This is a genomic window from Sedimentibacter hydroxybenzoicus DSM 7310 (genome assembly GCF_013403245.1).
In the GTDB taxonomy this organism is placed as follows: Bacteria; Bacillota; Clostridia; order Tissierellales; family Sedimentibacteraceae; genus Sedimentibacter; species Sedimentibacter hydroxybenzoicus.
Genome location: NZ_JACBNQ010000007.1, coordinates 55,672 through 81,778 on the forward strand (window position 1 = coordinate 55,672; position 26,107 = coordinate 81,778).

Sequence of the window (26,107 nt, forward strand, 5' to 3'; positions counted from 1 at the left end):
TAATAGTAATGTAATGTATGAAATGTTATCATCTTGCATAAAAACAGGGACAACTTCATAATATTAAAAAAAGGTATAATGGAGGGTCTAAAGTGGGGGCAGATATAGGTATCGTATTAGCTTATTCCGCAGGAATAATGTTGGTATTTATGGTTTCCTGGATTTTTGTGAAACCGCTGAAGTTTTTAGGTAAAATGGTATTGAATTCAATTTTGGGAGCAGTTTTTTTAATTATTTTCAATTATTTTGGACAATATTTTGGATTGCATATTGCAGTGAACGAAATAACGGCTTTAATTCTGGGCATCTTAGGAATACCCGGTTTTATTGCTATATTAATAATAAAAATTTTTTTATAGTATATAATAGTTTTGCTGTAAAATTTTTTATTGGACAACATTTTATTACTGTAATATAATAGTGTTAATTGCTTTAATGTTATTAAAGAGGTGATAATATGTGGTTAGAATATATCGTTCTTTTTTCAATTGCAGCCACGGTATTTTCTATAATGATTGTTTTAATCATAGAAACTGTGCACACAACAAAGAGTATTTCAAGAAAAAGAAACAGCAGAAAAATGACTGCAAAAAGCAGTAAATTATAAAAAAGGAGATGAGCACTAATCCCAATATACAACAATAAATTTAACAATTTATTTAGTTTTAACGGGAGATAAACAATGGATAAACTGAATATTATTTCGGGGATTAAACAGTATCGAAGCGAAGTAGATACAAATTTTCACATGCCTGGTCATAAAGGTAAACTTGGAATTTTAGATGAAATAGGTAATAATCTGAATTTTTATGACATTACTGAAACTTTAGGTACAGACAATTTACATTTCCCAACAGGATTTTTAAAGGATGCCATGAACTATATATCAAAATCATATGGCGCTAAAAGATCTTATATGGTCGTTAACGGAACATCTTGCGGAATTATATCGGCTATAATGGCATGTACAAACCCCGGTGATAAGATTATTGTGCAGAGAGACTGTCACAAATCCGTTTATAATGCTTGTATATTAGGAGATTTAAAGTTATACTATTTATATCCTGAATTTAACAAGAAGTATGGATTAAATTTCAGTATCAGCCTGGAAAAGTTAGAGCAAATGTTAATAGACAATCCTGACGTCAAAATGGTGGTTTTAACTTATCCGACATTTTACGGTATATGCTTTGATGTGAAAAAAGCAGCAGAAATAGTTCATAAGTATGGAAAAATACTTATGATTGATGAAGCGCACGGCTCACATTTGCATTTTTGTAAGGATTTATTACCTCCTTCCGCAGAAAGCTCAGGAGCTGATATAGTTACACAAAGCACACACAAAACTCTTCCTTGTATGACTCAAGGTTCCATATTGCATGTATGTTCTGACAGGGTTGACATGGCAAATATTGAATCAATGCTCAGAATGCTTCAGACAACTTCACCGTCATATATACTTATGGCATCTATAGAAAATGCGGTGCATTGGATGAACCAGTACGGAGAAGAAAGGTTGAAAAGAAACATAGAGGTATTCAAGAAAAGAACTCTTGAGCTCAGAAACATGGGTATAAATGTTTTGGAAGATGATTTTATAATCAGTGAAGGATGCTACGACTTTGATGCCACAAGAGCGGTAATAAGTATGAGTGAGCTTGGCATTACAGGAACGGAGCTTCAGGAAATTCTGAGATATAAATATAAAATTCAAATGGAATTTGCAGATTTACAGTATACTGTAGGATATATTACAGCAACTGATGAAATAGAAGATATAGACAGATTATTTGATGCAGTAAAAGAAATATATTTAGAGGAAAGTCAAAGCAAGGAAAAGAGAGAAATAATCCAAATAGAGGCATTTCCTCAACTGCAGCACGAAAGAAAAATGAGAAAGGCATTTTATGCCGTAAATGAATTGATTGATATGGATGAAGCAATCGGCAGAACAGCCGCTGAATTTATTATTCCATATCCTCCGGGAATTCCTTTGGTTTGCCCGGGCGAAATAATTCAACAGGAAACAGTGGATTACGTTAAGGTAATGCTTGAAAACAGCATAAACGTTAATGGAGTAAACAAATACAATCAAGTGAGAGTTGTTAAATGAGAGGAATCTTTATAGTATTAGAAGGTCCGGACGGTTCCGGCAAAAGTACCATGGCTAAAAAAATAGGTAAATATTTTTCCGAGCAGGGCAGAGAAATAGAATTTACCAGAGAACCGGGCGGAACTAAAATAAGCGAAAAAATCAGGGAGCTTATTTTAGATAACAATAATACTGAAATGAATTACAGAACAGAAGCTTTGCTTTATGCGGCAGCAAGAGCACAGTTAGTAACTGAAAAAATAATTCCTTGGCTTCAAGATGGTAAAATTGTAATAAGCGAAAGATTTGTTTATTCAAGCTTAGTATATCAAGGCATTGGTAGAGGCTTAGGTATTGAAGAAGTTAAAAATATAAATAAATTTGCAACTGCAAATTTACGACCTGACTTAGTTTTGCTATTGGATGTTAATCCGGAGAAGGGATTAAGAAGAAAGTTGAACATTGATGGCGGAGACCGTCTTGAAAATGAAAGCATCAGCTTTCATAAACAGGTCTACGAAGGATATAAGGAGCTTGCATTGTCCTGCCCTGAAATCAAAACAATTAATGCTGAAAGAACTATCGATGAAATTTTTAATGAGATTAAAAATATAATTATTTCAATATAGGAGGATCTTATGAAATCAATAACTGCCATAGTACAAAATGATGATGCAAACAAACTGATTTCCGCTTTGAGAGAAAATGGTTTTTCATCAACGAAAATGTCATCTACCGGAGGTTTTTTGAGCTCAGGCAATACAACCATAATATCATTGGTTGAAGACGACAGAGTGGATGAAGAAATTGAAATAATCAGGAGAATATGCAAAACAAAAAAGAAAATTACGGCAGCTATACCTCCAAGCTCATTCAGCACGGTAGGCGGATATTTACCACAAACTATAGAAGTGACAGTCGGAGGGGCAGTTGTTTTTGTAACTAATGTGGAAAGATTCGAAAAGATTTAGGTGATAAAATGCATTTCAGCCATATAGCAGGCCAAGATGAAATCAAAAAAACTTTAATAAATTCAATTAATAACAATCAGATATCCCACTGTTATATATTTGAAGGACCAAAAGGCATGGGCAAGTATGATTTAGCGTTAATATTTGCCCAAGCTTTGCTTTGTAAAAATAAGAATGATATTCCCTGCAACAAATGTCAGGACTGTTTAAAGATAAACTCAGAAAATCATCCGGATTTACATGTGATAAATATTGAAGAAACAACGATAAAACGCGAAGACATAGACGAATTAATAAATTCAATTTATAAAAAACCTTATGAGGCAAACAAAAAAATATATATAATAAAAGAGGCTCAGGAAATGACGCCTCAGGCAGCTAACACGTTTTTAAAAACATTGGAAGAACCGCCTAAGGATTCGGTTATAATATTGTTAACAACAAATTCCAATTTGTTGTTGACAACGATTGTTTCAAGATGTCAGCATATAAAGCTGAAAAATGTCAGCAAGGAGACAATTAAATCCCACCTGATGGATAATTATGATATATCGGAAGAAATTGCTGAATTAGCGGCATTTTATTCAAAGGGTATATTAAACAAAGCAATAAATATAGTCTCAGGAAAAGATAATTTATTGAAATTCAGAGAAGAAATAATTAAGTTATTCGATAAAATCATAAACTCTGATTCGGAAATAATATATGACTTAGAAAATTACTTTGAAGAGCAAAAAGATAATATAGATTCAATAATTGAAATTATGATGACATGGGTCAGAGATATAATGTTCATCAAAAATAATATGGAAGAATTAATCATTAATAAAGATTTTAAACAGCTTGTTAAAACGCATGGGGAATCGATAAAAAATAATTCAAATATCATTGAAAACTTGCAGCAAACAAGCGAAAATATAAAGAGCAATGTCAACTATAAGTTAGCGGTAGATAATATGCTTTTAAGGATTCAGGAGGAATTTAGATGATAAAGGTAGTAGGCATCAGATTCAAGAAAGCCGGTAAAATATACTATTTTGATCCTGATAAAAAGTGGATAAATGAAGGAGACTTCGTAATAGTAGAAACAATCAGGGGGATTGAATACGGTCAGGTGGTTGTTGGTCCGAAGATGGTGAAGGAAGATGACATAATTTCGCCGTTGAAAAAAGTTTTGCGGCTGGCAACAGAAGAAGATATAAGAATTAATCAGGAAAATAAAGAAAAAGAAAAAGATGCATTCAATTTATGCTTTAAAAAGATAGAAGAGCATGGATTAGAAATGAAGCTTGTTGATATAGAATATACCTTTGATAACAATAAGGTTATCTTTTATTTTACTGCCGACGGCAGAATTGACTTCAGAGAGCTTGTTAAGGATTTGGCTTCAATATTCAGAACAAGAATAGAATTAAGACAGATAGGAGTCAGAGATGAAGCCAAGATGATTGGAGGGCTCGGACCCTGTGGAAGACCAATGTGCTGTTCATCTTTTTTAGGTGAATTTTATCCTGTGTCGATTAAAATGGCAAAGGAACAGAAACTATCGCTTAACCCTGCTAAAATATCAGGCATATGCTCAAGGTTGATGTGCTGCTTAAATTATGAGCACCAGGTATATGAAGAAAATATAAGAGAATTGCCTGATGTGGGAGACAGAGTTTCAATCATAGGAAGCAACAGAACAGGAATAGTATTAGACATTAATCCATTGTTTAAAACCGCAAGAGTTAGTACCAATAAACCTGATGGAACAGTAGAAATAGAAGATATAGACGGTTCAAGCCTTAAGGTTGTTGAAGAAGGCGTTTTAAAACAAAGGCATGATGATTTAAATTTAGATGAATTAAAAGAGCTGGAAGATTAAATTTATGCATGAGTATTGAAAATACTGATATTTGTAGTAAATTTAACAATAAAGGCTATATAATAATAAAAATATTTTACATTTAATATAAAAAGTACTTTAAAATAAGTACAAATAGTGTTAAAATATGTATTGATAAATGTTGGGGGAGGTGAAATAAATGTCATATATTATTACAGATGCATGCATCAGCTGCGGAGCATGCGAACCAGAATGCCCGGTAGGAGCAATCACTGCCGGTGATGATATATATGTAATTGATCCAGCAACTTGTATCGATTGCGGAGCATGTGCAAGTGTTTGTCCAGTAGAAGCTCCACAACAGGATTAATAGATACTAAAGAACAAAAGAAAAAGCCAAAGAGTGGCTTTTTTCTTATTTTAAAGCTTGGAATCATCAATGTTGTCCAGATAACTTTTTATATGTGAAGAAACTGTCTTGATAGTATTTTCCTCAAACGGGCTTTTTAGATTTCCGGTTTTAACTATTTCAAGGAAGGATTGGCTTCCTCCCACCTTACAAATGTTGTTGTAGTCCTCCCACGCTTTTTCACTGTCTTCATTAAATTTAATCCAGTACTGATATGCACATATTTGTGCCAAGGTATAATCGATATAGTAGAAGGGACTGGAAAATATATGCCCCTGCTTAAACCAATAGGTTCCTTTATTTAAGAAGTCATTGTCTTCATAATCCTTGTACGGTGTATATTTCATTTCCGTTTTTCTCCACGCAGCTTTTCTTTCATCAGGAGTCATATCAGGATTTTCATAAACTATATGCTGAAATTCGTCAACGGTTACTCCATACGGTATGAAATTAAGTGAATCAGCTAAGTGGAAGTATTTAAATTTTTCCGTATCATTTTCGAAGAATAATTTCATCCATGGCCATGTTATAAACTCCATACCCATAGAATGTATTTCACACGCTTCATAGGTAGGGAAGCTGTATTCAGGTGCATCTAAGTTTCTGCTCTGATACGTCTGGAATGCATGACCGGCTTCGTGGGTTACCACGGTTACATCATCCTGTGTACCATTGAAGTTGGCAAAGATGAACGGTGATTTGTATTTATGTAAGAATGTACAGTAGCCGCCTGCCTGTTTATTTGGCTTTGTTTCAAGGTCAAATAAATCTCTTTCAAGCATCATATTGATGAACTCACCTGTTTCAGGAGAAAGCTCTTCGTACATTTTTTTTGTTTTTTCCATAATCCAAGGTTTATCGCCCTTAGGAGCAGGGTTTCCTGTCATAAAGTTTAACGGGATGTCGTAATATTTAAAATTATCTGCTTTTATTCTTTTAGCCTGCTTATTTCGTAAATCATTCGATAAAGGGACTATGTATTTTAAAACGTGTTCCCTGAACCTGCTTACGTCATCATTATTGTAATCAGACCTGCACATTCTGAGGTATCCCAGTTCAACATAGTTTTTAAATCCAAGCTTTACGGCAATTTCATTTCTCGTTTTAACTAATTTATCATAGATAGAATCAAATTTTTCTTCATTTTTCTTAAAGAAGCTGCTCCATTTTTCATAGGCTTCCTTTCTTACACTTCTGTCCATGGATTCCATATATGGCTGCATTTGCGATAAATTAAGAACTTTTCCGTCATGTTCAATTTTAGCGGATGATATTAATTTGGAGTATTCGCTGGCAAGCTTATTTTCTTCTTGCATGAGAGGAACAACCTCATCAGAAAATGTTTTTATTTCCATTTCAGCCAGAGTAAACAGCTGAGGTTTAACCCTTGCTTTTAATTCTTCTTTAAATCCAGAATTTAATAATGCTTTATAAAACTCAACTCTGAGTCCGTGAAGCTTCGGCATCGTCATATCTATGTATTCATTTTCTTTGTCATAAAATTCATCGGCAGTATTAATAGAATTCCTTATCAGTACAAGCTGAGCCATAGTTTCGGTTTCTTTCTGAAGCTCGTTTATCTTTTGTAAATAACGGTATTGCTCTTCCGCATCCTTCGAACCGTTAAATTTGCTCAATAGCTCCATATATTGAGATTTGACATTTTCATATTCAGGTCGAACATATTCGTAATCTTTAAATTGCATACCACACCTCTTTTTGCTTTATATAATCATATTATACCAAAAATTGATAAAAATACAATGAAAAATATGTCATATGATAAACCTGTATAAATGTTACTGTGTTTAAACAGTCTCATTCACCAATTTACCTGCTCCTTGCGTCGCATAAATTGGGAATTCGTTGTATTTGACCTACCGCTGGTTGTTCTGCGCTCTCGCTTGAACAAACAGGGTTAGGGCATAAAAATACATTGCAGTTATTGAAATAAGTATGTTATAATGTAATGAACTTTTTCAACAACCTACAGATTGAGGAAAAATATATAAGGATGCAACATGAAAAATATTATAGTAAAGGTTTTAAAAAATTCCATTGCCGAAGAACTTGAGCTTGAGCCCGGCGATGAGCTTATTTCGGTGAACAACTGCAGTATAAAGGATTATATAGATTATAAGTATCAAATATCGGACGATTTTGTTTTGTTTGAAATAAAAAAACAAAACGGTGAAATCTGGGAGCTCGAAATAGAAAAGGAATACGATGAGGATATCGGAATAGTATTTGAAAACCCTTTGATGGATAACATTAAGGTGTGTTCAAATAAATGTATTTTTTGTTTCATAGACCAGATGCCTAAGGGTATGAGAAAAACTCTTTATTTAAAAGATGACGATACGAGACTATCATTTCTTTACGGCAATTTTATAACATTGACCAACTTGACGGAGGATGAAATAGACAGAATCGTAAAATACAGAATAAGTCCTATTAAAGTTTCGGTTCACACTACGGATTCAGAGCTCAGAAAATACATGATGGGCAACGATAAGGACATAAATATCCTGGAATATTTGAAAAAATTAATTGATGCGGGAATAACCGTTGATTGTCAGATAGTCTTAGTGAGGGATGTAAATGACAAGGAACAATTAAGTAAGACAATCAATGATTTGTCTTCGCTGCATCCGGGCTTAAGGAGCGTTGCTGTAGTGCCTGTGGGGCTGACTAAGTTCAGAGAAAGATTGTTGGAACTGAAGCCCTTTGACATGGAAAGCTCAACAGATGTAGTAAGACAGATAACAGAAATTCAGAAAAAGCTGCTGAAGAAATTAGGAACGAGATTTATATTCATAGCAGATGAATTTTATATCCAAGGCGGGAATGATTTTCCGTCGTATGAAAGCTACGAGGATTTTGACCAGCTTGAAAACGGCATAGGAATGTGCAGATTGTTCAAGCAGCAAATTGAAGATTTGATAGGTGAATATGAGGGAAGCGAACCAGTTGCAGAGGAAATTACATTTGTTACCGGAGTTGCCGCTTATGAATTGCTGACAGAGATATCAGAAAAAATTATGAAATCAATACCTGTTAAAATTAATGTAGTAAAAATTAAAAATAATTTTTTCGGAGAAAGAATAACAGTATCCGGGTTAACAACAGGTAAGGATATTATAGAGCAATTAAAGGATAATAATTATAAAAATATAATAATTCCTAAAAATATGATTAATGACAACAATGTTATGCTTGATGATTTAACAATAGAAGATTTAGAGAGGGAATTAAATACGGAAGTGACTGTATGTGAAGTTGACGGTGCAAGTTTGCTGAATTTAATTACCAGATAACGGAGGATATAATGGCGAAGCCGATAGTAACGATTGTAGGAAGACCTAACGTAGGAAAATCAACACTTTTTAATAGAATAGCAGGAAAGAGAATATCAATAGTAGAAGATACTCCCGGAGTAACAAGGGACAGAATCTATGCAGAATGTGAATGGCTGGATAATCATTTTACATTGATTGATACAGGCGGTATAGAGCCGGATACAATAGACACAATTTTTGCGCAGATGAGAGTTCAGGCAGAGGTTGCAATCGAAATGGCCGATGTTGTGTTGTTTATGGTTGACGGTAAAGAAGGCGTTACGGCTGCAGATACAGAAGTTGCCCAGATGCTGAGAAAGGCAAAAAAGGAAGTAATTTTGGTTGTTAATAAAATGGATAAATTCGTTAACAACGATAATATTTATGAATTTTATAATTTAGGAATAGGCGATCCCGTATCCATATCTTCATCAGAAGCATTGGGTATCGGTGATTTGCTCGATGAAATTATATTCAGATTCGATGAAACAATGAATACGGGAGAAGAGGACGACAGTATAAAAATTGCCGTAATCGGAAAGCCGAATGCAGGAAAATCATCAATCATAAACAAAATAATAGGTGAAGACAGAGTTATTGTAAGTGATATCCCCGGAACCACAAGAGATGCAATAGATACCAAATTTGAAATCAACGGACAAAAATACACCATTATCGATACGGCAGGTATAAGAAAGAAGAGCAAGGTTTTAGAAAGTGTTGAGAAGTACAGTGTCCTCAGAGCATTTACAGCTGTTGAAAGAGCAGATGTATGCTTGCTTGTAATAGATGCTGATAAGGGTGTAACAGAACAGGATATAAGGATAGCAGGTTATTCTCACGAAAATAATAAGGGTATGATTATTGTTGTAAACAAGTGGGATTTAATTGAAAAGGATAACAGTACATTTAAAGAATTCCAGGAGGACGTGAGAAAGGCTCTTGCATATGCAACCTATGCTCCCATTTTAACTGTTTCAGCCCTGACCGGTCAAAGGGTCAATAAGGTTTTGGATGCAGTTGATGAAGTATATAACTTCAGAAATTTAAGAGTTTCAACAGGTGTATTAAATGATATTTTAACGGAAGCTGTACTTATGAATCAGCCGAGAACGGTAAAAGGCAAGAGGTTAAAAATTTATTACGCTACTCAGGTTGCGGTAAATCCGCCGAAGTTTTTAGTCTTTGTAAATGACAGTACCATAGTTCATTTTTCATACGAAAGATATTTAGAAAACAAAATACGTGAATCCTTTGAATACAAGGGAACACCGATTGTAATAGAATTCAGAAGCAAAAACGAGAAGAAGTTGTAACCGGAGGGACCATGAAATATTTTATTATCGCAATCATATCGTATTTATTAGGAAACATTTCAACTGCCTATATATTAGGTAAGATTTTTACAAAAAAAGACGTGAGAGATTACGGAAGCGGAAGTGCAGGAGCAACAAACGCATTAAGAACATTCGGCAAGAAAATAGGTGCAATGGTTTTATTGGGAGATGTATTAAAAGGAGTAATTGCAGTTGTAATCGGGAAAAATATCGGAGCCGATATAGGAGCTTATTTAGCGGGAGCCTTTGTAATAATCGGGCATAACTGGCCGGCATTATTAGGCTTTAAAGGTGGTAAGGGTGTTGCTACAACCATAGGTGTAGTATTGATGATTAATATTAAATTAGCCTTAACCTGCGTTCTGTTAGGAATAATAATTATAGCTATAACAAGAATGGTATCTTTGGGGTCGGTATCCGGAATGGCGTTGGCACCGGTTGTTGCAATCGTATTTACAAAACCTTTTGATTTAGCATTTTTCATATTCTGCTTATTCGTAGCAGGAATGTCCATATATCGACATAAGGATAATATTAAAAGAATAATGAATGGAACAGAAAGAAAGATATAGGAGATGATGTGTTGAACAGAAAAATAACGCTGCTTGGCGGAGGAAGCTGGGGAACAGCTCTTGCGAAGCTTTTATCGGAAAACGGACATCAGGTTACTGTATGGCTGAGAGATGAAAACCAATGTATAGAATTGAATAGAGAAAGAGTCAATAAAAAATATCTTCCTAAAATTCAAATTCCCGATAATATTATATTTACTTCAAATATAAACGGAGCCGTAAAGGATGCAGAGATGCTTTTAATAGTAACGCCAACACAAAAAATCAGGAGCGTTTTGAAGCAAATCGATACGGAACATAAAAAAGATAAAATAATTATAAATGCTTCAAAAGGTATTGAAATAGGAACCTTGTGCTTAGTTTCAGACATAGTAAAGGAAGAAACCACCGATTGTACATTTGCGGTATTATCCGGTCCATCCCATGCAGAGGAAGTGGGGCTTTCTTTGCCGACGGCTATCACAGTAGCATGTGATGACAAGAAAATATCGGAAAAAATTCAGGATACCTTTATGTCATCTTATTTCAGAGTTTATACCAATGAAGATGTAATAGGTGCAGAGCTTGGAGGAGCGTTAAAAAACATTATAGCTCTTGGAGCCGGCATATCAGACGGCATAGGATACGGTGACAATGCAAAGGCAGCCTTAATTAACAGAGGTATAGTTGAAATAGCACGATTAGGCATTGCTATGGGAGCGGATGTACATACATTTTATGGTTTAACGGGCATAGGAGATTTGATAGTAACGTGCACCAGCAAGCATTCAAGAAATTATAACGCCGGAAATCTCATAGGTCAGGGATTAAAAAAAGACGAAGCAATTAAAAAAATCGGTATGGTAGTAGAAGGAATCCCGACTACATACGCAGCATATGAGCTTTCCAAAAAATTAGACGTAGATATGCCCATAGTAGGTGCAATGTATGATGTGCTGGAAAATGATGCGGATGTAAAAGAAACTGTAAACAAGCTTATGCTGAGAGACAAAAAGGACGAAAAAATGCTTTGAAGATTAATTTTAGGGTATAATTTATATCAATGAAATTATATTGGAGGAGTTATGGCTATAAAAGAAGTAAAAAAGATTGTAACCGGAAGCAGGGCTGTAGACGGTGCGGGAGTGAAATTAGTCAGAGTTTTAGGACATAATGACGTTGAGGATTTCGACCCGTTTTTAATGTTTGATGCTTTTGATTCAGTTAACCCTGAGGATTATATAAAGGGATTTCCGTGGCACCCTCACAGAGGAATTGAAACGATAACGTATTTAATAAACGGCAATATAGAACATGGCGACAGCTTGGGTAACAAGGGAAGCATATTAGACGGATGCTGTCAATGGATGACTGCAGGAAGCGGCATAATGCATCAGGAGATGCCGAAAGTATCAGACCGTATGTTAGGTGCACAGCTTTGGCTTAACATGCCGAAAGAATTTAAAATGGCAGAACCGAAGTATTGTGACATCACTGATGACATGGTTCCGACTGTTGTTGAAGGAAATAATACCATTAAGGTCATTTCCGGAAACTACAAGGATAAAACAAGCTCAGTTTATGGAGATTACGTTAAGATGACGTATCTTGACGTACAGATGAAGAATAATTCAGAGTGGGAGTTCAATGTAAATCCTGAGGACACCGTATTTATTTATATAGTTGAAGGAGAGGGGTTCTTTGGCAGCTTAAATACTAAGTATGAAAGCAAAAGAGCCGTTTTATTTTCTGAAGGCGATATATTTAAAGCAAGAACAGGAGATTCGGAATTAAGATTTTTCCTGTATGCTGCAAAGCCGTTGAAGGAACCCATTGCGTGGGGCGGTCCCATTGTTATGAATACGAAAGAAGAATTAAATCACGCGTTCAGTGAATTAAGAGACGGAACATTCATAAAGCATGAATAACCACATTAATTGGAGAGATAAAATAATGATTACATTTGATGATTTTGCAAAGATAGATATAAGAGTGGGAGAAATTATAAAGGCAGAGGTTTTTGAGAAGGCAAGACGACCGGCTTATAAGCTGTACGTCGATTTTGGAGAAGAAATCGGAATTAAAAAGTCCAGTGCTCAGATTACCGACCTGTATGAAATTAACGATCTGATCGGAAAACAGGTTCTTGCCGTAGTAAACTTCCCACCAAGACAAATTGCTGATTTTATGTCGGAAGTTCTCGTTTTAGGAACCTATTCCAAGGACGGAGTAGTCTTAATCCAACCCGAACGAACCGTCCAAAACGGCGACAAATTAGGATAAAAAACCAGAGGGGACGGTTCTCTCTGGACATTTTTGGTACTCATTTAATTCATTTAAAAGTTAAATAAAAAATCACCAAGCAATAAATTTATTGCTTGGTGATTTTTTTGATTGTTATACCCATTCCCACTCTGTCAGCCATTTGCCCCACGTAAGTGACCATAAACGTTTTTGTATTTGCCCATCTACAACTCGAAATCTCCATTCGGTTTCTTCGGCAAATATAACAACATCTCCGTTTGTACTATTAATATTTACTTCCTGAGCATGTGCCATATATCCCGTGTTTGACAAGGCAGTCACCATAAGCAATATAAGTGATAAAAAACGAATAATAATTTTTTTAAATTTCAAACAACACACCTCCTTTTATGAAAAATTATTTAACAGGTAATGATGAGAATTGTTCATCATCTCTATTTTCAATAAAACCTATATATTTATTATCTATATACAAAGAATAAGTACCATCTTCATTAAGAACTAAATATGAGTTTTCGGGAAAGATGGCAAAACTTTCTTCGTGTGTCTTTTCTACTGTAGGATGATACAATGGTTGTACAACAAATCCATATGAAGCAACAACAGACAGTAATATAAAAGCACAAAGTATAACAGAGGACAGCATATTTCTTTTTTTACATGAGAGATAATTCAATATAAGCTCAAATCTTTGAGTCATATTTTCATTTCCGTTTATAGAAACCAACTGGGTGCTGCCCACCGCAGAACGTAGTTTATGCAGACTTTTGTTATTTGCATACTTAATGACTTTTATAATACTTTCTAAATAAATTAAGTGATTTTCATGCTCCATCCGGGAAATAATACTTAAATCGCAGCGAAGTTCAAGTGTTTGACTCAATTCATTTTTCAAAATATGAACAAAAGGATTCCACCAGAATACTACACTGATTAAGCTTACAAATAGCTTTGTCCACGCATCCTTATGTAAGAAATGAATCCATTCATGCATGAGTATGTTTTTCAAATCCATATCCGAAAAATATGTATACGGAAGATAAATAACCGGCTTGAAAAATCCCGCAATCATAGGTACAGAAATTTCATTGGATTGTACAATTTTAACCTTAGTATTCTTACTGCTTTCCGTTGTAATTTTATTCATGCATGAAATTATGCGCTTGTCCTGTGTTTCTATGAGAGAGTTTGCAAGCTTGTTAAGAAAAATCAACTGACGTATATATTTCTGCAAGTAATATATACTGCCGGCTATCCAAACACCAATCAGTAATTCATAAACATGTATTTCAAAGATTTCTGATGTAAAGAAATCCAAAATTGAAGGATAAATAATTTCTGAGCGCAATACCTTAGTAAAGGGTAATTCAACAAAAAAAATCAGTCGAAAAATACATGCTGCTATCAAAAATATTACGGGAATAATACCGAAGCGAAATAAAAAAATATTACGCGGCCGGATAACAGCAATTAAAAAGATATATATGTTGAATAAGAGCAAGGATGTAACAAATGAAAAAACGGTAATTGTCATTTTTCCTCGTCCCTTTTAGCCTGAAGGATTGCCTCCAGCTTATCAAGAGTTTCATCGTCAATATCTTCCGTAATAAGTGCAGAAACAATATTTGTTATTGCGGCAGATTTTGAATTAAGATAAGGCATTCCCTGCTTAAGGAGCATTACCTGATATTCGTCCTGTGTAAGTGCGGCAGTATAAGTACGGCCATAATTCTTCCCGGTTCTTGTGTAACCGTCAACCTTAACTGCTCCTTTTTCAAGTAAGCTGTTCAATAAAATATGAATAGAGCTTTTTTTCCATGAGCTCCCCTTAGAAAGGTCAATAATTTCAGAGCGTGACAATCCCTTGTCCTGTGACCACAAAACTTCCATAACTTCCTGTTCATTTTTTGTTAATGTAAATGATATTTTATCCACGAAAACACTCCAATATAATTATATTTAATATAATTTGTTTATATATAATATTATATAAGTATTTTCATTAAAGTCAATTACTATTTGTAAAAATAAGTTGTTTTTAAAATAATTCATATTATGACTATATAATATTTTCTTTGACAGCCTATGACAATCCCCGGATGGATTAATAATCGCATACGAATACACAGAGGCAGGCAACCATGTAAAAATAACCGATGTGGACGGAAAAGTTACCAGATATTGAAACTTATAGTGTATCCTTACAATCTAAATTAGCAGCTAAAATTTTATATATTTAACTTGAAACTTAGAAATTTTGACAGAAGCCTAAAATTTTGTTAAAATATCATTAATTGATAGCGAAAAAGAACCATTTTTTCACTGGTTTAAAAGGGATATCGCTTACTGCATTTAAGAATGAAGGTTATTAATTTATGATTAGAAATTTAAACTTGTTGTATTTCAGTGCGACGGATACAACTAAAAAAGTAATTAAATCAATAGCTAAAGGTTTTAATGAAGATGCTAAGGAATATGATATTACTCTGCCTGAAAATAGGATGAATAGTTTAAATTTTAAAGAAAATGAAATAATAATTATCGGAGTACCCGTATATGCTGGAAGAGTACCGGAATTTTTATCAGAATATTTTTTAGAAAAAATTCACGGGAATAATACATATGCGGTTTTTATTGTAGTTTATGGAAACCGTGCCTATGATGATGCACTTTTAGAATTAAAAGATATATTTGAGAACAACGGCTTTATAGGTGTTGCCGGTGGAGCTTTTATCGGAGAGCATTCTTATACAGAAAGGTTAGCAACAGGACGACCTGATGACGGTGATTTAAATATTGCCTATAAATTTGGCAAGGATATTAGTGAAAAAATAAATAATATTGGTACGTTTACTCAGAAGTTAAAAGTCAAAGGTAATTATCCGTACAGAAAGGGCATGGTATATGAACCGGTAATGATTGATACTGATGAAAGCTGCATTAACTGCGGCATATGTTCAATGCATTGCCCTACGGGTGCCATTGATAAATATGATAATAAAAGTATTGATATTTTTAAATGTATAAGGTGCTGCAGTTGTATAAAAAGATGCCCTGTTAATGCAAAAGATATAAATTATGACCCGCATAAAAAGTTTCTTATAGAATTTATAAGTAAATACAGTTCGGTCAGGCAGGAGCCTGAACTTTTTAGTACTTACTAATCAATTTTAATTGAACCGTATTGCTTACGATTATCAAAAAGTAGCTGTATTAAGCTTTTATAATATGGTATAAATTGTCCGTCATCTATCATAGAAAATATTTCTTCTTTGGTTGCCCACTTAACCTTCTGGACTTCTTCATACTGAAGTGACAGCTCATTGATATCCACATCTTGCTCGATCAGATAATAATCATCAAAACCCTTGCTAAAGTTAACTGTAATATGAGGCCTGATATTTGTTAAATCTATTTTTAATCCTATTTCCTCAAGTAGCTCTCTTTCAGCAGCACTTTGACTGTCATCGCCTTGTATGGCACTTCCGCCTACAGTTACATCCCACATATTCGACCAGCCTTTTTTGAAAGGCTGTCTTTGCTGAATCAGCATTTCACCCTTAGAATTAAAAATACAAATATGTACAACTAAATGATAACAGTTTTCTTCGAAAGCATCTCCTCTATACATAGTTTTATTTGTTTTATTTCGATCAATATCATATACATCCCAAAGTTCCATTTTTCATCCAACCTATTCTTTATTTAAAATCAACAAATATTATTGTAACTTATTTATTGGTTAAAAGCAAATATTAGATTACATGTTTTTATTCTATTAATACTTTGGAAATTATGTTAAAATAAGGATAATAGTTTTTTGAGTTTTACGAATATTATAGGGGATAAAGTATACAACAAGATAATATACGCTTCAGGATTAGCATTGCTCAAATAGCGCTCAGTACAGAAACATTGTGGACTATCTGATATTAAGTTAAATGTCACACAATTTAGCAACATATAAATTCGAGCGTATATTGGCTTTGACTATTTTAACATTACTGAATTTCTCATTCAGTTCTTGTTTTATTGTTTTAATAAAATTAAAGTAATCACCGCCTTCCAGCCATTCAGCAATATCGGTAATTAACCCCCGATGTTCATTATAATCATAAATTACAACTAAATGCTTTGTAATTCTTTTCATTTCATCATACATTATTTGTCGTTCATTTTTATTAAGACCGTGAGCAACAAAGGAAGATATGGAAACATCAAAACTTTTATCCCCAAAAGGCAGACCTGTCAGTACATTTGATTCTATGAATTCAATTTCTTTATTTTTGGATTTCTTTTTTGCTATTTCAATCATTCTTTTTGCGGGATCAATTCCCGTCACAGATAAACCTTTCTCATGAAGCACATTGCATAAAGCTCCGGTGCCACAACCTATGTCTATTATATTTTTATAATTTGATAAATCCAATTCATCTTTAATATTTGTAAAAATAGTTGTAAAATTTCTAACCTGAATATTAAAAAAAAGCCCATATATTGATGAAATTTTATTAAATAGCATGTCCTTTGTTTTCATGATAATCACCTCGAATCGAAATCGTAACATGAAGCTATTATACCCTGTTATATAGCATTGTTATCATGGGAATTAAAATAATTCAGATTTGTGTCATCCTGAGCGATAGCGAAGGATCTCATGTTTGTTGAAATGATGAGATTCTACATTACTTGTTTTTATTTATTCTGTTAATACTTTGAAAATTATGTTAAAATAAAGATAATATTTTTTTCAGGAGGTTTTTATGAATAATTTTGCTTTGCCGTTTAGTTTCACTTTGCCTACAAAGATTGTGTACGGGCCTAAATGTATTGCTTCTTTAATTGATGAGTTGAAGTTAAACGATGGGGAGAGACCGATAATTATTACGGATAAAGGTGTAAGTAATGCGGGTATATTAGATAAAATAACTGCACTGCTAAAGCAGAATAATATTAATTACATAGTTTATGATGGTGTTGAACCAAATCCAAAAGATGTAAATGTTGAAGATGGAGCAAAAGCAGCAAGAGAATTTGGGGCAGATTCTATTATTGCAATAGGCGGGGGAAGCCCGATAGATTGTGCGAAATCTGTTGGAGTACTGATAGCTCACAATGGAGACAAAATAAAAGAATATGAGGGAAAAACAGCCGCAACAAAACCACTGCCGCTTTTAATAACAATACCCACGACATCCGGTACAGGCAGTGAGCTTACTTTTTCTTCAGTTATAACAGATACGGAAAACAATTATAAAATGACTGTTAAAAGTCAATACACAGCGGCAAAGGTAGCAATTTGCGATCCCGAGCTTACTTTATCACTACCGGCACATATTACTGCTTCAACAGGCATGGATGCGTTAACTCATGCAATAGAAGCATACACTGCAACATGTGCAGAGCCCATAAGCGATGCTTTAGCATTATACGCAACAGAATTAATTTACAATAGTCTTGTAACAGCTGTTAATGATGGCAGTAATCTTGAAGCAAGAAGTGCAATGCTTTTGGGGAGTATGCTTGCAGGAATTGCATTCAGTCATTCTGATGTAGCTTCAGTTCATTGTATAGCAGAATCATTAGGAGGAGTTTATGATTTGCCGCATGGAGTTTGCAATGCAATATTCCTTCCTCATGTTATGGAATACAACATGGAATATTCGGTTGAAAGATATGCACGACTTGCCAAAGCAATGGGATTAAATTTTAACAGTGAATCAGAAGGGGCAAAAAAAGCAGTTGAAGCAGTTAAGAAATTGACTGTTGATGTTAATCTTCCGTTATTTTCAAGCTTAAATGTTAACACCGACGATTTTGAAAAAATAGCAGAAATGTCAGTCAAAAATATTTCAACTGAAAGCAATCCAAGACCAATGACAAAAAAGGATTATTTAATAGTAATTAAAAACGCATACGGACATAAATAGAATCAATAAATTTTTATTGGGGGACAGAAACTCGAAATTATATAAGATTATCAGGAAGGAGCTGGCAAAATGAAGGATTTTATTGCAATATTTATAACATGCTTCGTAATATGCTTAATTGTTATTTTTTTCTTTGGAGGACTCATATTTACTAATATATGGGCAATTATTGTTTTAATTTCTCTGATATTATCTATTATAGCCAAAAGCTTTATTAATCAGGGTGATGAGATTGAAGAATTAAAAAAGAAAATAGAACAAATATTGAGAGATGAACAAAATGACGATGGTGACGATGGAATGGGGCTACAGTCATAAATATAAATTAGATTTGCGAGATGAGGAAGTAATATGGAAATTATTTTTGTACTAATAAGCATTTTTGTAATATTTATGGTTGTGAAAGGAGCTGTACACCAAGGTACTTTTGATGCGCTTAAGGATTTTGAAGAGTATATGGATAAAAAAGAAAAAAATAAAATAGATTAGTTACAAATATTCATATATCGAAAAATAAAATTTAGAGTGTAACCTAAACCCTGATATTTCGTTTATTAGGTGAAAGGGGTGTCTCTGTGTTCAACGACCAGCTGGAAACATTATATATTAAATACCATAGAGAACTTTATCTTTATGCCTTTTCATTGTGTAAGGATTATCATTTGGCACAGGATTTGACCAGTGAAACATTCTTTAAAGCTATATTGTCACTCGATGATAATGTAACATATATAAAATATTGGCTTTTCAGAGTTTGTAAAAACCTATTCATTGATAATGCAAGAAAAGATAAAGAATACAGTAATACTGAAGGATTGGAAGATACACTAACCTCAGCGATAACGCCTTTAGACAGATTAATAGAGAGCGAAGATAAAAAGCATCTGTATAATCAGGTTATAAATCTTCACCACACGTATAGAGAAATTCTTATCCTTTATTATTATTGTGACTTTACCCTTAATGAAATTTGTAAAACTACAGGTATTACAACAGGTTCTGCAAAGACACTTCTTTTCAGAGCCAGAAAAAAATTAAAAATTAAGTTGGAGGGTAAAAATGAAATATAAAGAATTATTGGAGCGATATAAAAATGGCTCGGCATCCGAAGAAGAAAAGCTCATCATAGAACAGGATATAGAAAAATACGAAGTGATAGAGGAATATTTATCGGATATTATGGATGAAGACCTCGCGGATTTAACTGAGCTGCCTGAGGTTGAAAAAAATACCGATGAAACTATAAAGCTCAAAAAGAGCGTAAATAAAAGATTAAATAAAGTAGTGTTAACTTCCGTTGCTTTAATGCTATCATTAGTGTTTATAGTATTTTTCATAATATCACCGTTTGTTGACAACCTTTACTATAATCCTTCTCAGGTATCAGTCGGCAAATACGATAAAGATATTGATTTTGATATGAAAGCAATTACGGAACTGAATATGCCCGGATACACTGTAAGTAGTGTCTACGTTGAAAAACAGGGATTTGGAACGTATGAAACAAGTTATAGATACAGAAATATTTTCACGGATGAAGATTATAGAGTCAGTTCCAAAATAAAACGCGGTGAAATATACGCTACCAACCAAGACAGCTATGATAGTATTTTTATGTTTTGGGATATTCAACGTCCTAACAGAGAAAAGAAATATACTGATGAAAAAAAAGAACGAGTTTTAAATCACGTTAAGCAATTAAATCCTGTTTCCTATGTTTCAGCAGGAATTACCTTCGAAAATGATTTGACAATGGAGGAACTGAACAATTTAGAATCAAAATATCCGGATGTTGAATTTATATGGGCAGGAATACGAACAGATTCACCGGATAAGGAAGTTATGGATTTAATAGGCATTCAACTGCTCAGCAGTAATGAAGTTCATCTGGATGATGGTGTTGAAGATAGGTATAAGGCTTTTACCATTTTAAAATGGCTTGTTAATCCTGTTGGTTCAGGTAATAGTGATTTACCGATAGTAGCACAAGCATATGAACTTCATTATAAAAGCTTGCTGCAATATGTTATAGACAGAGAAGAAGCATCCAATGTAATTGAACGCAGACCGTGGAAAAATGAATTCTATCAAACGGCATTAAATTATGCAGAAGAAAACGGCGTAAAAACCTATGGAGTCCTTGTATTTGCTGAAGCAAAGGATTTAATAGAATTGGTTGAAAACGAGCAAATAAAGCTTGTTGAGTTTAATGAGGCAGTGGTATCTAAAAGAAACATTCAATAGGAGGTAGTATGAATAAGCTTTTAAAGAACAAAATGACATCTCTTTGTATTATCATAGCGACTATCATGCTTATTACATCATGTTCGGATACGGCAGATGAAAAGCAATATCAATTTCCTTTAACTGTGGAGGACATAGAGGCGGTATTAGCCGAGCAGGGAATAGATATGTATGTGGAAGACAGCAGCACTATTGATGAAACAACAAGGGGTCCTTCTATGAAGGATACCATAATAAACATTACAACATTGAGAAATTCAGATAATGTGATGCTTGGAGTCAGTTCTCAGATAAGAAACAATCACAGGTATATGAATTTAACATGGCATTTTCCAAGGATGCTGTCCTCTGAACAGGTTGATGAGTTTTTTCATAATGAGCTGTTAAAGCATTTTGAGCTTGCCGGTATTTTTTATGGAAATAAAAAAGAACTGGACAAGGAATTGAAAATACTGCTGAATTATTATCTGGAGGGAGATAATTATAACAATAACTCCCAATGGAATAAAAGGGTTGGCAATGATCATCTGACAGTAAAAAGAAGTATCAACACCTTATCAACCATATCCATGATGATTCTGCCCAATGAATTATATGAAGATTATTTAAAATCCTCAAATGATTTTTTGAAAGAAAGTGCCATGGATGAAGGTATTGTAATACGCGAAAGCTCCATTGCCGAAATGGTAAAAATGGCAGCAGAAGATGATACAGTTAAGCACTTTGAAATAAACGGACATTTGGAAAACATTAAAGTAAATAAAGCAGCTCCAGAGAAATTGACCAACATGGAATCAAGATATTTAGTACCTAACAAGGAAACATATTTGAACGCTAAATTAGTTGACGGCACAGGCGGCATAGATGTATTTTTACAAATGACTTCACTTAATAAGGATGAATTAAGCAAGGAACGTATTCACAATGTTGTGGTTTTGTATAATGATGGTGAACCTCTATATGTTGTTCGTTTCAGTACAATAAATCAGTGAAATTATTCATTTAGGGATGAGACAAACATAAGAAATAGGCTCTGTCACAACAAATGGTTGAAATTTAATGGTTTTTAGCAGAGCGTATTGCTATGCTCTGCTAAGTTGGGTTTTATGCCACAATTGAAAAGATTGAGTTTTAACTATTAGTGATGATTATGCTTCATTTATTAGAATTATTGCTTCTATGTAATATTATTAAATATGAAACCAGTAATATGGTTTCTTCTTCATAAATAGAAATCCTGCTTTTTGTACTGTTTTCTTCGATGCAACATTAGAATCGACACAATTCCACTGTGCCACTAATTGATTATCCACACATTCGTTTACATAGCATTTGGTCAGAGCAGAAGCCAAGCCTTTTTTTCTATGTTGTTCTTCCGTTTCAATATCAATTGGAATAATCTTATGGAATCTGGCAGTTCCAACGATAACGGCTACAATTCTCTTTTGATAAAGTGCCACAAAAGCCACGCTCTTATTTAAGAAATCATGATAAGAACCCCATGATCCCAATAGTCGTTCCTCCAGAAACTTTCTATTTTCATATTTTCCTTGTTCTAATTGAGCAATAAACTTTGCATCAATCTTTGCAATCAAATATTCGTTAGATATCTGCATTTTGGTAACAATTTTAGTTGCTTTTCGATAGAAAAATTCATCTTCTCTTTCTATTATTCTATCAGAAAACATTTTCAACATATATTCCTGCATTCTTATGCTTTCTGTAGAGAACTCAAAACAATACTCATTCTTTTCTCTCAATTTTGGGAATAAATCTTCTATTAGGAAATTATAAAACTGTTTATATACCGACTCTTCTTGTGGTTCACCCAGTATTGAGTAATCACCCACAGCAAATGAGTACGCCATAGCCAGTGAAGGATTTTTTGTATCATCAACCCACAGATGTCCCTTACATTCACCTGCCACTATTCCTGAAAAGCTTGGGCTATCTTCATATAAAACAGCTTTCATATTACTGCTCTCTAATTTTTCTACTTTTATCATTTGTTATCCCTTTCAATAATAAATCTAATAAAATTTATATGACCAATACAACCACAATGAGGGCATACAAGACCTCCAGTAAAGCGTTCATCACTGATTAGTTGCTCAATTTCACTTACTTTTGGTCTTTCAACCAGTAAAATAGTTTTTAACTGTTTCTGCTCAATTGGGGAAAGACTTTTTATCAAGACTAAAATATCTGCTACGGTTGCCATGTATACTACTCCTTCCATATTTTTGTCTTATTATAGCACAAAAATCGGAAGAAATCAAACAAATGTTCGATTTATCAACTATATGTTGTGACAGAGCCAAGAAATAAAAGATTCAGATTGTGGGTACTGAAAAAAAGGTAATTTTCAGCACCCTGAATCTTTATATAGTCCATGTAGGCTTGCTTTGGATATCTTGATTCATTCCGGTATTTTTCGCCGGATATCCTTCCAAAATTTCATTGTCATCAAAAATACTTCTTTGTTTAACCAGCGTGCCTGCTTTGACAAGAGTGTTTTTGCCTAATTTGCTGTAATCACAGATTATGGAGCCTGATTCAATAATGCTGTTTGCTCCTATGGTTGTACCGTGTATCATGCAGCCCGGTCCGATTATTACATTGTCTTCGATAACGAGCTCATTGTCCGGCAGTAAATGAAGAACAGAGTTTTCTAATATCCGGACATTATTTCCTATTTTGACAGGACCGTGAGAATTTCCGATAATTCTTACGCCGGACGCAATTATGGAGTTGTTTCCTATTCTGACATTTCCGGTTATTTCAGCCGAATCATATATAAATGCTGATTCTGATATAGTTGGATTTATGCCGTTATATTCATATAATTTTCCCATTGTACTACCTCTCTTTGATTCATAATCAACGATATTTTCCACAAAGCTGCTTAATGCAATGTTATTACCTCTCATTTTAGCAATCATATTTTTATCATCGTCTGTTAGTTTTCTGATAATTCTTCCGGGTCTTCCCACAACTACGGATTCATCAGGTATGACCATTCCTTCCGGTATAATTGTACCTTCGCCAAAAATACACATATTACCGATTTTAGAATTCGGCAGGAACATTACACAGTTTCCTATTTCGCATAGATTGCCTACCTCTGCGCCAATGGCTATGCACTTGTGTCCAAAAACCGTCTTGCTTCCAACTTTTAAGGGGTGTTCTTTAGTACCTATAAGTACAGAATTTTCAAGAATCCATGTATCATTTTCTATTATGATAGAATCATCAACAGACCTGAGCAATGATCCTTGAGCAGCATATACATTGTTACCTAATCTAAGCTTACCGATTAATCTTGCAGAGTCATCTATTTTTAAATTTGTCATATCCCACTCCTTTATTTTAAATGAATACTTGAATTGTTTCAAATATTTGGTATTATTATATTATATCATATAGTTTAATTAAAATAAAGGATTCTTATAATTAGAGGTATAGAGGTACAAATGAAGATTGCAATAATTGGATACAGCGGATCCGGTAAATCTACCTTGGCAGGACGGCTGGGAGAACTTTATAACTGCCCTGTTTTATATTTGGATAAAATTCAATTCGAATCAAATTGGAAAGAGCGGGATGAAGAGTCAGCTAAATCAATGGTAAAAAGGTTTTTAAATGAAAATAACGATTGGATAATAGACGGAAATTATACTAAGTTTTATAGAGACCGAAGAATGAAAGAAGCAGAAATAATTATATTTATGAATTATTCAAGGAGAGTGTGCTTGTTTCAAGCTTATATGCGATACCTGAAGTATAAGGGAAAAACACGTGAAAGCATGGCTCCTGATTGTAACGAAAAACTTGATTTTGAATTTGTGAAATGGATTTTATTAGATGGCAGATCAAAAGAAAAGAAAAATCAATATATTGAAACAATAAAAAAATATAGTTATAAAATTGTTATACTGAAAACCAGAAAGGAAACGGAAGCATTTTTAAAAAAATTATGATGAGGCAGGTAAAAGATATGAGGCGAAAAGACAGGGAAATGAGCAAAGAATTTGGAATTGAGGTTATAGATAAGGCAGTCTACGGAGTTGTTTCCATGATTGATGAAAATAATGAACCTTATGGAATACCGCTTTCCATAGTCAGGGACGGAAATAATTTATATTTTCATTCTGCTTTAGATGGTAAAAAAGTAAGAATATTTGAGAAAAATCCTGTTGTAAATGTAGCTTTTGTGGGACAAGTAAATGTACCGGAAATTCTGACGGCAGAGGAATTAACGGAAATTGTAAAAGACAAATCCAAGGCAGGTACGCTTATAAGCAAGGTATTTACAACAGAGTATGAGTCGGCTGTTGTAAAAGGAAAAATAAAATTAGTAGAAGATAAAGAAGAAAAATTAAAAGCAATAAAGCTTTTGTGTGAAAAATATACACCGGCAAAAATGGATTTCTTCAACTTAGCGATTGAATCCGGATTGCAAATAGTTAATGTATACAAAATAGAAATCGATGAGATAACAGCCAAAAGAAAAAAGTATGATGTACAGGGCGAAGAAATGAAATGGGGCAGAATGGAGTAAATAATTACGTGAGGTGGAGAAAATGAGATATTATAAAAAATTAACAGGTAAGAAAGTGTATTTATCACCTATGAATGTAGAAGATGCAGAAGTTTATGTTAAATGGCTTAATGACTTCGATGTGACAGATGGGTTGGGTAATTCTAACAGAGTTGTATCCCTGGAAGACGAAAGGGAATGGATTTCTCAAAATTCGGGACAGAATCAATTTGCAATAGTAAGGTTAGAAGATGATAAATTAATAGGCAATTGTGGAATTCACGGGCTTGATCAATCGAAGCAATGTGCGGAAGTTGGGCTGTTTATAGGAGACGAAGAAAACCGTAACAAGGGATACGGGCAGGATGTACTTAACTTATTATTGAATTATGGTTTTAATTATTTGAATTTAAATAATATTATGTTAAAAGTTTTTTCATTTAATGAAGCGGCAATAAATTGTTATAAAAAGGTTGGATTTAGGGAAATAGGCAGAAGAAGAAAATCCTATTATTTAAGGGGTAAATTTTATGATGATGTGTATATGGATATATTGAGAGAAGAGTATCATCAATTCGATAAATAATGGGGAAGTTAATCAA

General features: G+C 33.8%; 33 protein-coding genes. 24 read left to right on the forward strand and 9 right to left on the reverse strand.

The features are described from left to right. Window positions 1–92 precede the first annotated feature (92 nt). From HZF24_RS07970 to HZF24_RS08005, 8 genes are all read left to right on the forward strand, one after another. Window positions 93–359, forward strand: coding sequence for a pro-sigmaK processing inhibitor BofA family protein (locus tag HZF24_RS07970; protein ID WP_179237771.1), 267 nt, complete (start codon window positions 93–95; stop codon window positions 357–359). A 98-nt stretch (window positions 360–457) separates the two neighbouring features. Then, a complete protein-coding gene (locus HZF24_RS07975; RefSeq protein ID WP_179237772.1) occupies window positions 458–607 on the forward strand; it encodes a hypothetical protein in 150 nt (49 codons plus the stop codon). 75 nt (window positions 608–682) lie between these two features. After that, on the forward strand, window positions 683–2,113 hold the full coding sequence (locus HZF24_RS07980) for an aminotransferase class I/II-fold pyridoxal phosphate-dependent enzyme (RefSeq protein WP_179237773.1): 1,431 nt from the start codon (window positions 683–685) through the stop codon (window positions 2,111–2,113). After that, the gene (gene tmk / locus HZF24_RS07985; RefSeq protein WP_179237774.1) at window positions 2,110–2,721 is read left to right on the forward strand and encodes a dTMP kinase; all 612 of its coding nucleotides are present in this window, start codon (window positions 2,110–2,112) and stop codon (window positions 2,719–2,721) included. The genes HZF24_RS07980 and tmk overlap by 4 nt, the downstream gene beginning before the upstream one ends. Window positions 2,722–2,730: 9 nt before the next feature. Then, entirely contained in the window at window positions 2,731–3,063 is a 333-nt protein-coding gene (locus tag HZF24_RS07990; RefSeq protein WP_179237775.1) for a cyclic-di-AMP receptor, read from the forward strand. Window positions 3,064–3,071: 8 nt separating this feature from the next. Further along, window positions 3,072–4,052 carry a DNA polymerase III subunit delta' gene (gene holB / locus HZF24_RS07995; protein ID WP_179237776.1) on the forward strand — a complete coding sequence of 327 codons (981 nt, stop codon included), beginning with the start codon at window positions 3,072–3,074 and terminating at the stop codon, window positions 4,050–4,052. Further along, window positions 4,049–4,930 (forward strand): PSP1 domain-containing protein, encoded by an 882-nt coding sequence (locus tag HZF24_RS08000; protein WP_179237777.1) that lies wholly within the window; start codon window positions 4,049–4,051, stop codon window positions 4,928–4,930. The genes holB and HZF24_RS08000 overlap by 4 nt, the downstream gene beginning before the upstream one ends. A gap of 160 nt (window positions 4,931–5,090) precedes the next feature. Then, window positions 5,091–5,261 carry a 4Fe-4S binding protein gene (locus tag HZF24_RS08005; protein ID WP_179237778.1) on the forward strand — a complete coding sequence of 57 codons (171 nt, stop codon included), beginning with the start codon at window positions 5,091–5,093 and terminating at the stop codon, window positions 5,259–5,261. Between the two features lie 50 nt (window positions 5,262–5,311). On the opposite strand, the gene HZF24_RS08010 is transcribed toward HZF24_RS08005, so the two are convergent. Further along, on the reverse strand, window positions 5,312–7,006 hold the full coding sequence (locus tag HZF24_RS08010) for a M3 family oligoendopeptidase (protein WP_179237779.1): 1,695 nt from the start codon (window positions 7,004–7,006) through the stop codon (window positions 5,312–5,314). Window positions 7,007–7,321: 315 nt separating this feature from the next. Between HZF24_RS08010 and HZF24_RS08015 the strand changes: the two genes are divergently transcribed. Genes HZF24_RS08015 through HZF24_RS08040 form a run of 6 tightly spaced genes read left to right on the forward strand, consistent with a single transcriptional unit; the run spans window position 7,322 to window position 12,809 of the window. Further along, window positions 7,322–8,617 carry a DUF512 domain-containing protein gene (locus HZF24_RS08015; RefSeq protein WP_179237780.1) on the forward strand — a complete coding sequence of 432 codons (1,296 nt, stop codon included), beginning with the start codon at window positions 7,322–7,324 and terminating at the stop codon, window positions 8,615–8,617. An 11-nt stretch (window positions 8,618–8,628) separates the two neighbouring features. After that, window positions 8,629–9,954, forward strand: coding sequence for a ribosome biogenesis GTPase Der (gene der / locus HZF24_RS08020; RefSeq protein ID WP_179237781.1), 1,326 nt, complete (start codon window positions 8,629–8,631; stop codon window positions 9,952–9,954). Window positions 9,955–9,965: 11 nt separating this feature from the next. Next, window positions 9,966–10,547, forward strand: coding sequence for a glycerol-3-phosphate 1-O-acyltransferase PlsY (gene plsY / locus HZF24_RS08025; protein WP_179237782.1), 582 nt, complete (start codon window positions 9,966–9,968; stop codon window positions 10,545–10,547). A gap of 11 nt (window positions 10,548–10,558) precedes the next feature. Then, on the forward strand, window positions 10,559–11,560 hold the full coding sequence (locus tag HZF24_RS08030; RefSeq protein ID WP_179237783.1) for an NAD(P)H-dependent glycerol-3-phosphate dehydrogenase: 1,002 nt from the start codon (window positions 10,559–10,561) through the stop codon (window positions 11,558–11,560). A 51-nt stretch (window positions 11,561–11,611) separates the two neighbouring features. Beyond that, window positions 11,612–12,454, forward strand: a complete 843-nt coding sequence (locus HZF24_RS08035; protein WP_179237784.1) for a pirin family protein — start codon at window positions 11,612–11,614, stop codon at window positions 12,452–12,454. 25 nt (window positions 12,455–12,479) lie between these two features. Further along, window positions 12,480–12,809 carry a tRNA-binding protein gene (locus HZF24_RS08040; protein WP_179237785.1) on the forward strand — a complete coding sequence of 110 codons (330 nt, stop codon included), beginning with the start codon at window positions 12,480–12,482 and terminating at the stop codon, window positions 12,807–12,809. 114 nt (window positions 12,810–12,923) lie between these two features. On the opposite strand, the gene HZF24_RS08045 is transcribed toward HZF24_RS08040, so the two are convergent. From HZF24_RS08045 to HZF24_RS08055, 3 genes are all read right to left on the reverse strand, one after another. Beyond that, window positions 12,924–13,163, reverse strand: coding sequence for a hypothetical protein (locus tag HZF24_RS08045; protein WP_179237786.1), 240 nt, complete (start codon window positions 13,161–13,163; stop codon window positions 12,924–12,926). A 25-nt stretch (window positions 13,164–13,188) separates the two neighbouring features. Continuing rightward, a complete protein-coding gene (locus tag HZF24_RS08050) occupies window positions 13,189–14,109 on the reverse strand; it encodes a M56 family metallopeptidase (protein WP_179237787.1) in 921 nt (306 codons plus the stop codon). Window positions 14,110–14,321: 212 nt separating this feature from the next. After that, window positions 14,322–14,726 (reverse strand): BlaI/MecI/CopY family transcriptional regulator, encoded by a 405-nt coding sequence (locus tag HZF24_RS08055; RefSeq protein ID WP_179237788.1) that lies wholly within the window; start codon window positions 14,724–14,726, stop codon window positions 14,322–14,324. A gap of 440 nt (window positions 14,727–15,166) precedes the next feature. Between HZF24_RS08055 and HZF24_RS08065 the strand changes: the two genes are divergently transcribed. Then, window positions 15,167–15,955 carry an EFR1 family ferrodoxin gene (locus HZF24_RS08065; RefSeq protein ID WP_179237789.1) on the forward strand — a complete coding sequence of 263 codons (789 nt, stop codon included), beginning with the start codon at window positions 15,167–15,169 and terminating at the stop codon, window positions 15,953–15,955. Here HZF24_RS08065 and HZF24_RS08070 read toward each other — a convergent pair. Both HZF24_RS08070 and HZF24_RS08075 read right to left on the reverse strand, forming a co-directional pair. Continuing rightward, a complete protein-coding gene (locus HZF24_RS08070) occupies window positions 15,952–16,473 on the reverse strand; it encodes an NUDIX hydrolase (protein WP_179237790.1) in 522 nt (173 codons plus the stop codon). The two genes, HZF24_RS08065 and HZF24_RS08070, sit on opposite strands and share 4 nt — an antisense overlap. A gap of 255 nt (window positions 16,474–16,728) precedes the next feature. After that, window positions 16,729–17,328 (reverse strand): class I SAM-dependent methyltransferase, encoded by a 600-nt coding sequence (locus HZF24_RS08075; protein ID WP_179237791.1) that lies wholly within the window; start codon window positions 17,326–17,328, stop codon window positions 16,729–16,731. Between the two features lie 226 nt (window positions 17,329–17,554). On the opposite strand from HZF24_RS08075, the gene HZF24_RS08080 reads away from it, so the two are divergent. The 6 genes from HZF24_RS08080 to HZF24_RS08105 all read left to right on the forward strand — a co-directional run bounded on the left by HZF24_RS08080 (window position 17,555) and on the right by HZF24_RS08105 (window position 21,957). Further along, entirely contained in the window at window positions 17,555–18,721 is a 1,167-nt protein-coding gene (locus HZF24_RS08080) for an iron-containing alcohol dehydrogenase (protein WP_179237792.1), read from the forward strand. 69 nt (window positions 18,722–18,790) lie between these two features. Then, on the forward strand, window positions 18,791–19,039 hold the full coding sequence (locus HZF24_RS08085; RefSeq protein WP_179237793.1) for a hypothetical protein: 249 nt from the start codon (window positions 18,791–18,793) through the stop codon (window positions 19,037–19,039). A 33-nt stretch (window positions 19,040–19,072) separates the two neighbouring features. Beyond that, complete coding sequence (locus HZF24_RS08090; RefSeq protein WP_179237794.1) at window positions 19,073–19,210, forward strand: hypothetical protein; 138 nt, start codon at window positions 19,073–19,075, stop codon at window positions 19,208–19,210. Window positions 19,211–19,296: 86 nt separating this feature from the next. Beyond that, window positions 19,297–19,791, forward strand: coding sequence for an RNA polymerase sigma factor (locus HZF24_RS08095; RefSeq protein ID WP_179237795.1), 495 nt, complete (start codon window positions 19,297–19,299; stop codon window positions 19,789–19,791). Continuing rightward, window positions 19,781–20,965, forward strand: a complete 1,185-nt coding sequence (locus tag HZF24_RS08100) for an anti sigma factor C-terminal domain-containing protein (protein ID WP_179237796.1) — start codon at window positions 19,781–19,783, stop codon at window positions 20,963–20,965. Before HZF24_RS08095 ends, HZF24_RS08100 begins: the two co-directional genes overlap by 11 nt. A gap of 8 nt (window positions 20,966–20,973) precedes the next feature. Further along, window positions 20,974–21,957, forward strand: a complete 984-nt coding sequence (locus HZF24_RS08105) for a hypothetical protein (protein WP_179237797.1) — start codon at window positions 20,974–20,976, stop codon at window positions 21,955–21,957. 198 nt (window positions 21,958–22,155) lie between these two features. Here HZF24_RS08105 and HZF24_RS08110 read toward each other — a convergent pair whose 3' ends face one another. The 3 genes from HZF24_RS08110 to HZF24_RS08120 form a co-directional block, all read right to left on the reverse strand. Continuing rightward, window positions 22,156–22,971 carry a GNAT family N-acetyltransferase gene (locus HZF24_RS08110; RefSeq protein WP_179237798.1) on the reverse strand — a complete coding sequence of 272 codons (816 nt, stop codon included), beginning with the start codon at window positions 22,969–22,971 and terminating at the stop codon, window positions 22,156–22,158. Continuing rightward, the gene (locus tag HZF24_RS08115; protein ID WP_179237799.1) at window positions 22,968–23,186 is read right to left on the reverse strand and encodes a hypothetical protein; all 219 of its coding nucleotides are present in this window, start codon (window positions 23,184–23,186) and stop codon (window positions 22,968–22,970) included. The genes HZF24_RS08110 and HZF24_RS08115 overlap by 4 nt, the downstream gene beginning before the upstream one ends. A gap of 160 nt (window positions 23,187–23,346) precedes the next feature. Then, the gene (locus HZF24_RS08120; protein WP_179237800.1) at window positions 23,347–24,318 is read right to left on the reverse strand and encodes a carbonic anhydrase/acetyltransferase; all 972 of its coding nucleotides are present in this window, start codon (window positions 24,316–24,318) and stop codon (window positions 23,347–23,349) included. Between the two features lie 120 nt (window positions 24,319–24,438). On the opposite strand from HZF24_RS08120, the gene HZF24_RS08125 reads away from it, so the two are divergent. From HZF24_RS08125 to HZF24_RS08135, 3 genes are read left to right on the forward strand one after another with little or no spacing between them, the layout of a single operon-like run. Further along, window positions 24,439–24,945, forward strand: a complete 507-nt coding sequence (locus HZF24_RS08125) for a DNA topology modulation protein (protein WP_179237801.1) — start codon at window positions 24,439–24,441, stop codon at window positions 24,943–24,945. Window positions 24,946–24,983: 38 nt separating this feature from the next. Continuing rightward, window positions 24,984–25,526, forward strand: a complete 543-nt coding sequence (locus HZF24_RS08130; RefSeq protein WP_322790731.1) for a pyridoxamine 5'-phosphate oxidase family protein — start codon at window positions 24,984–24,986, stop codon at window positions 25,524–25,526. Between the two features lie 22 nt (window positions 25,527–25,548). Beyond that, window positions 25,549–26,091, forward strand: a complete 543-nt coding sequence (locus tag HZF24_RS08135; protein WP_179237803.1) for a GNAT family N-acetyltransferase — start codon at window positions 25,549–25,551, stop codon at window positions 26,089–26,091. The last annotated feature ends 16 nt before the right edge of the window (window positions 26,092–26,107 follow it).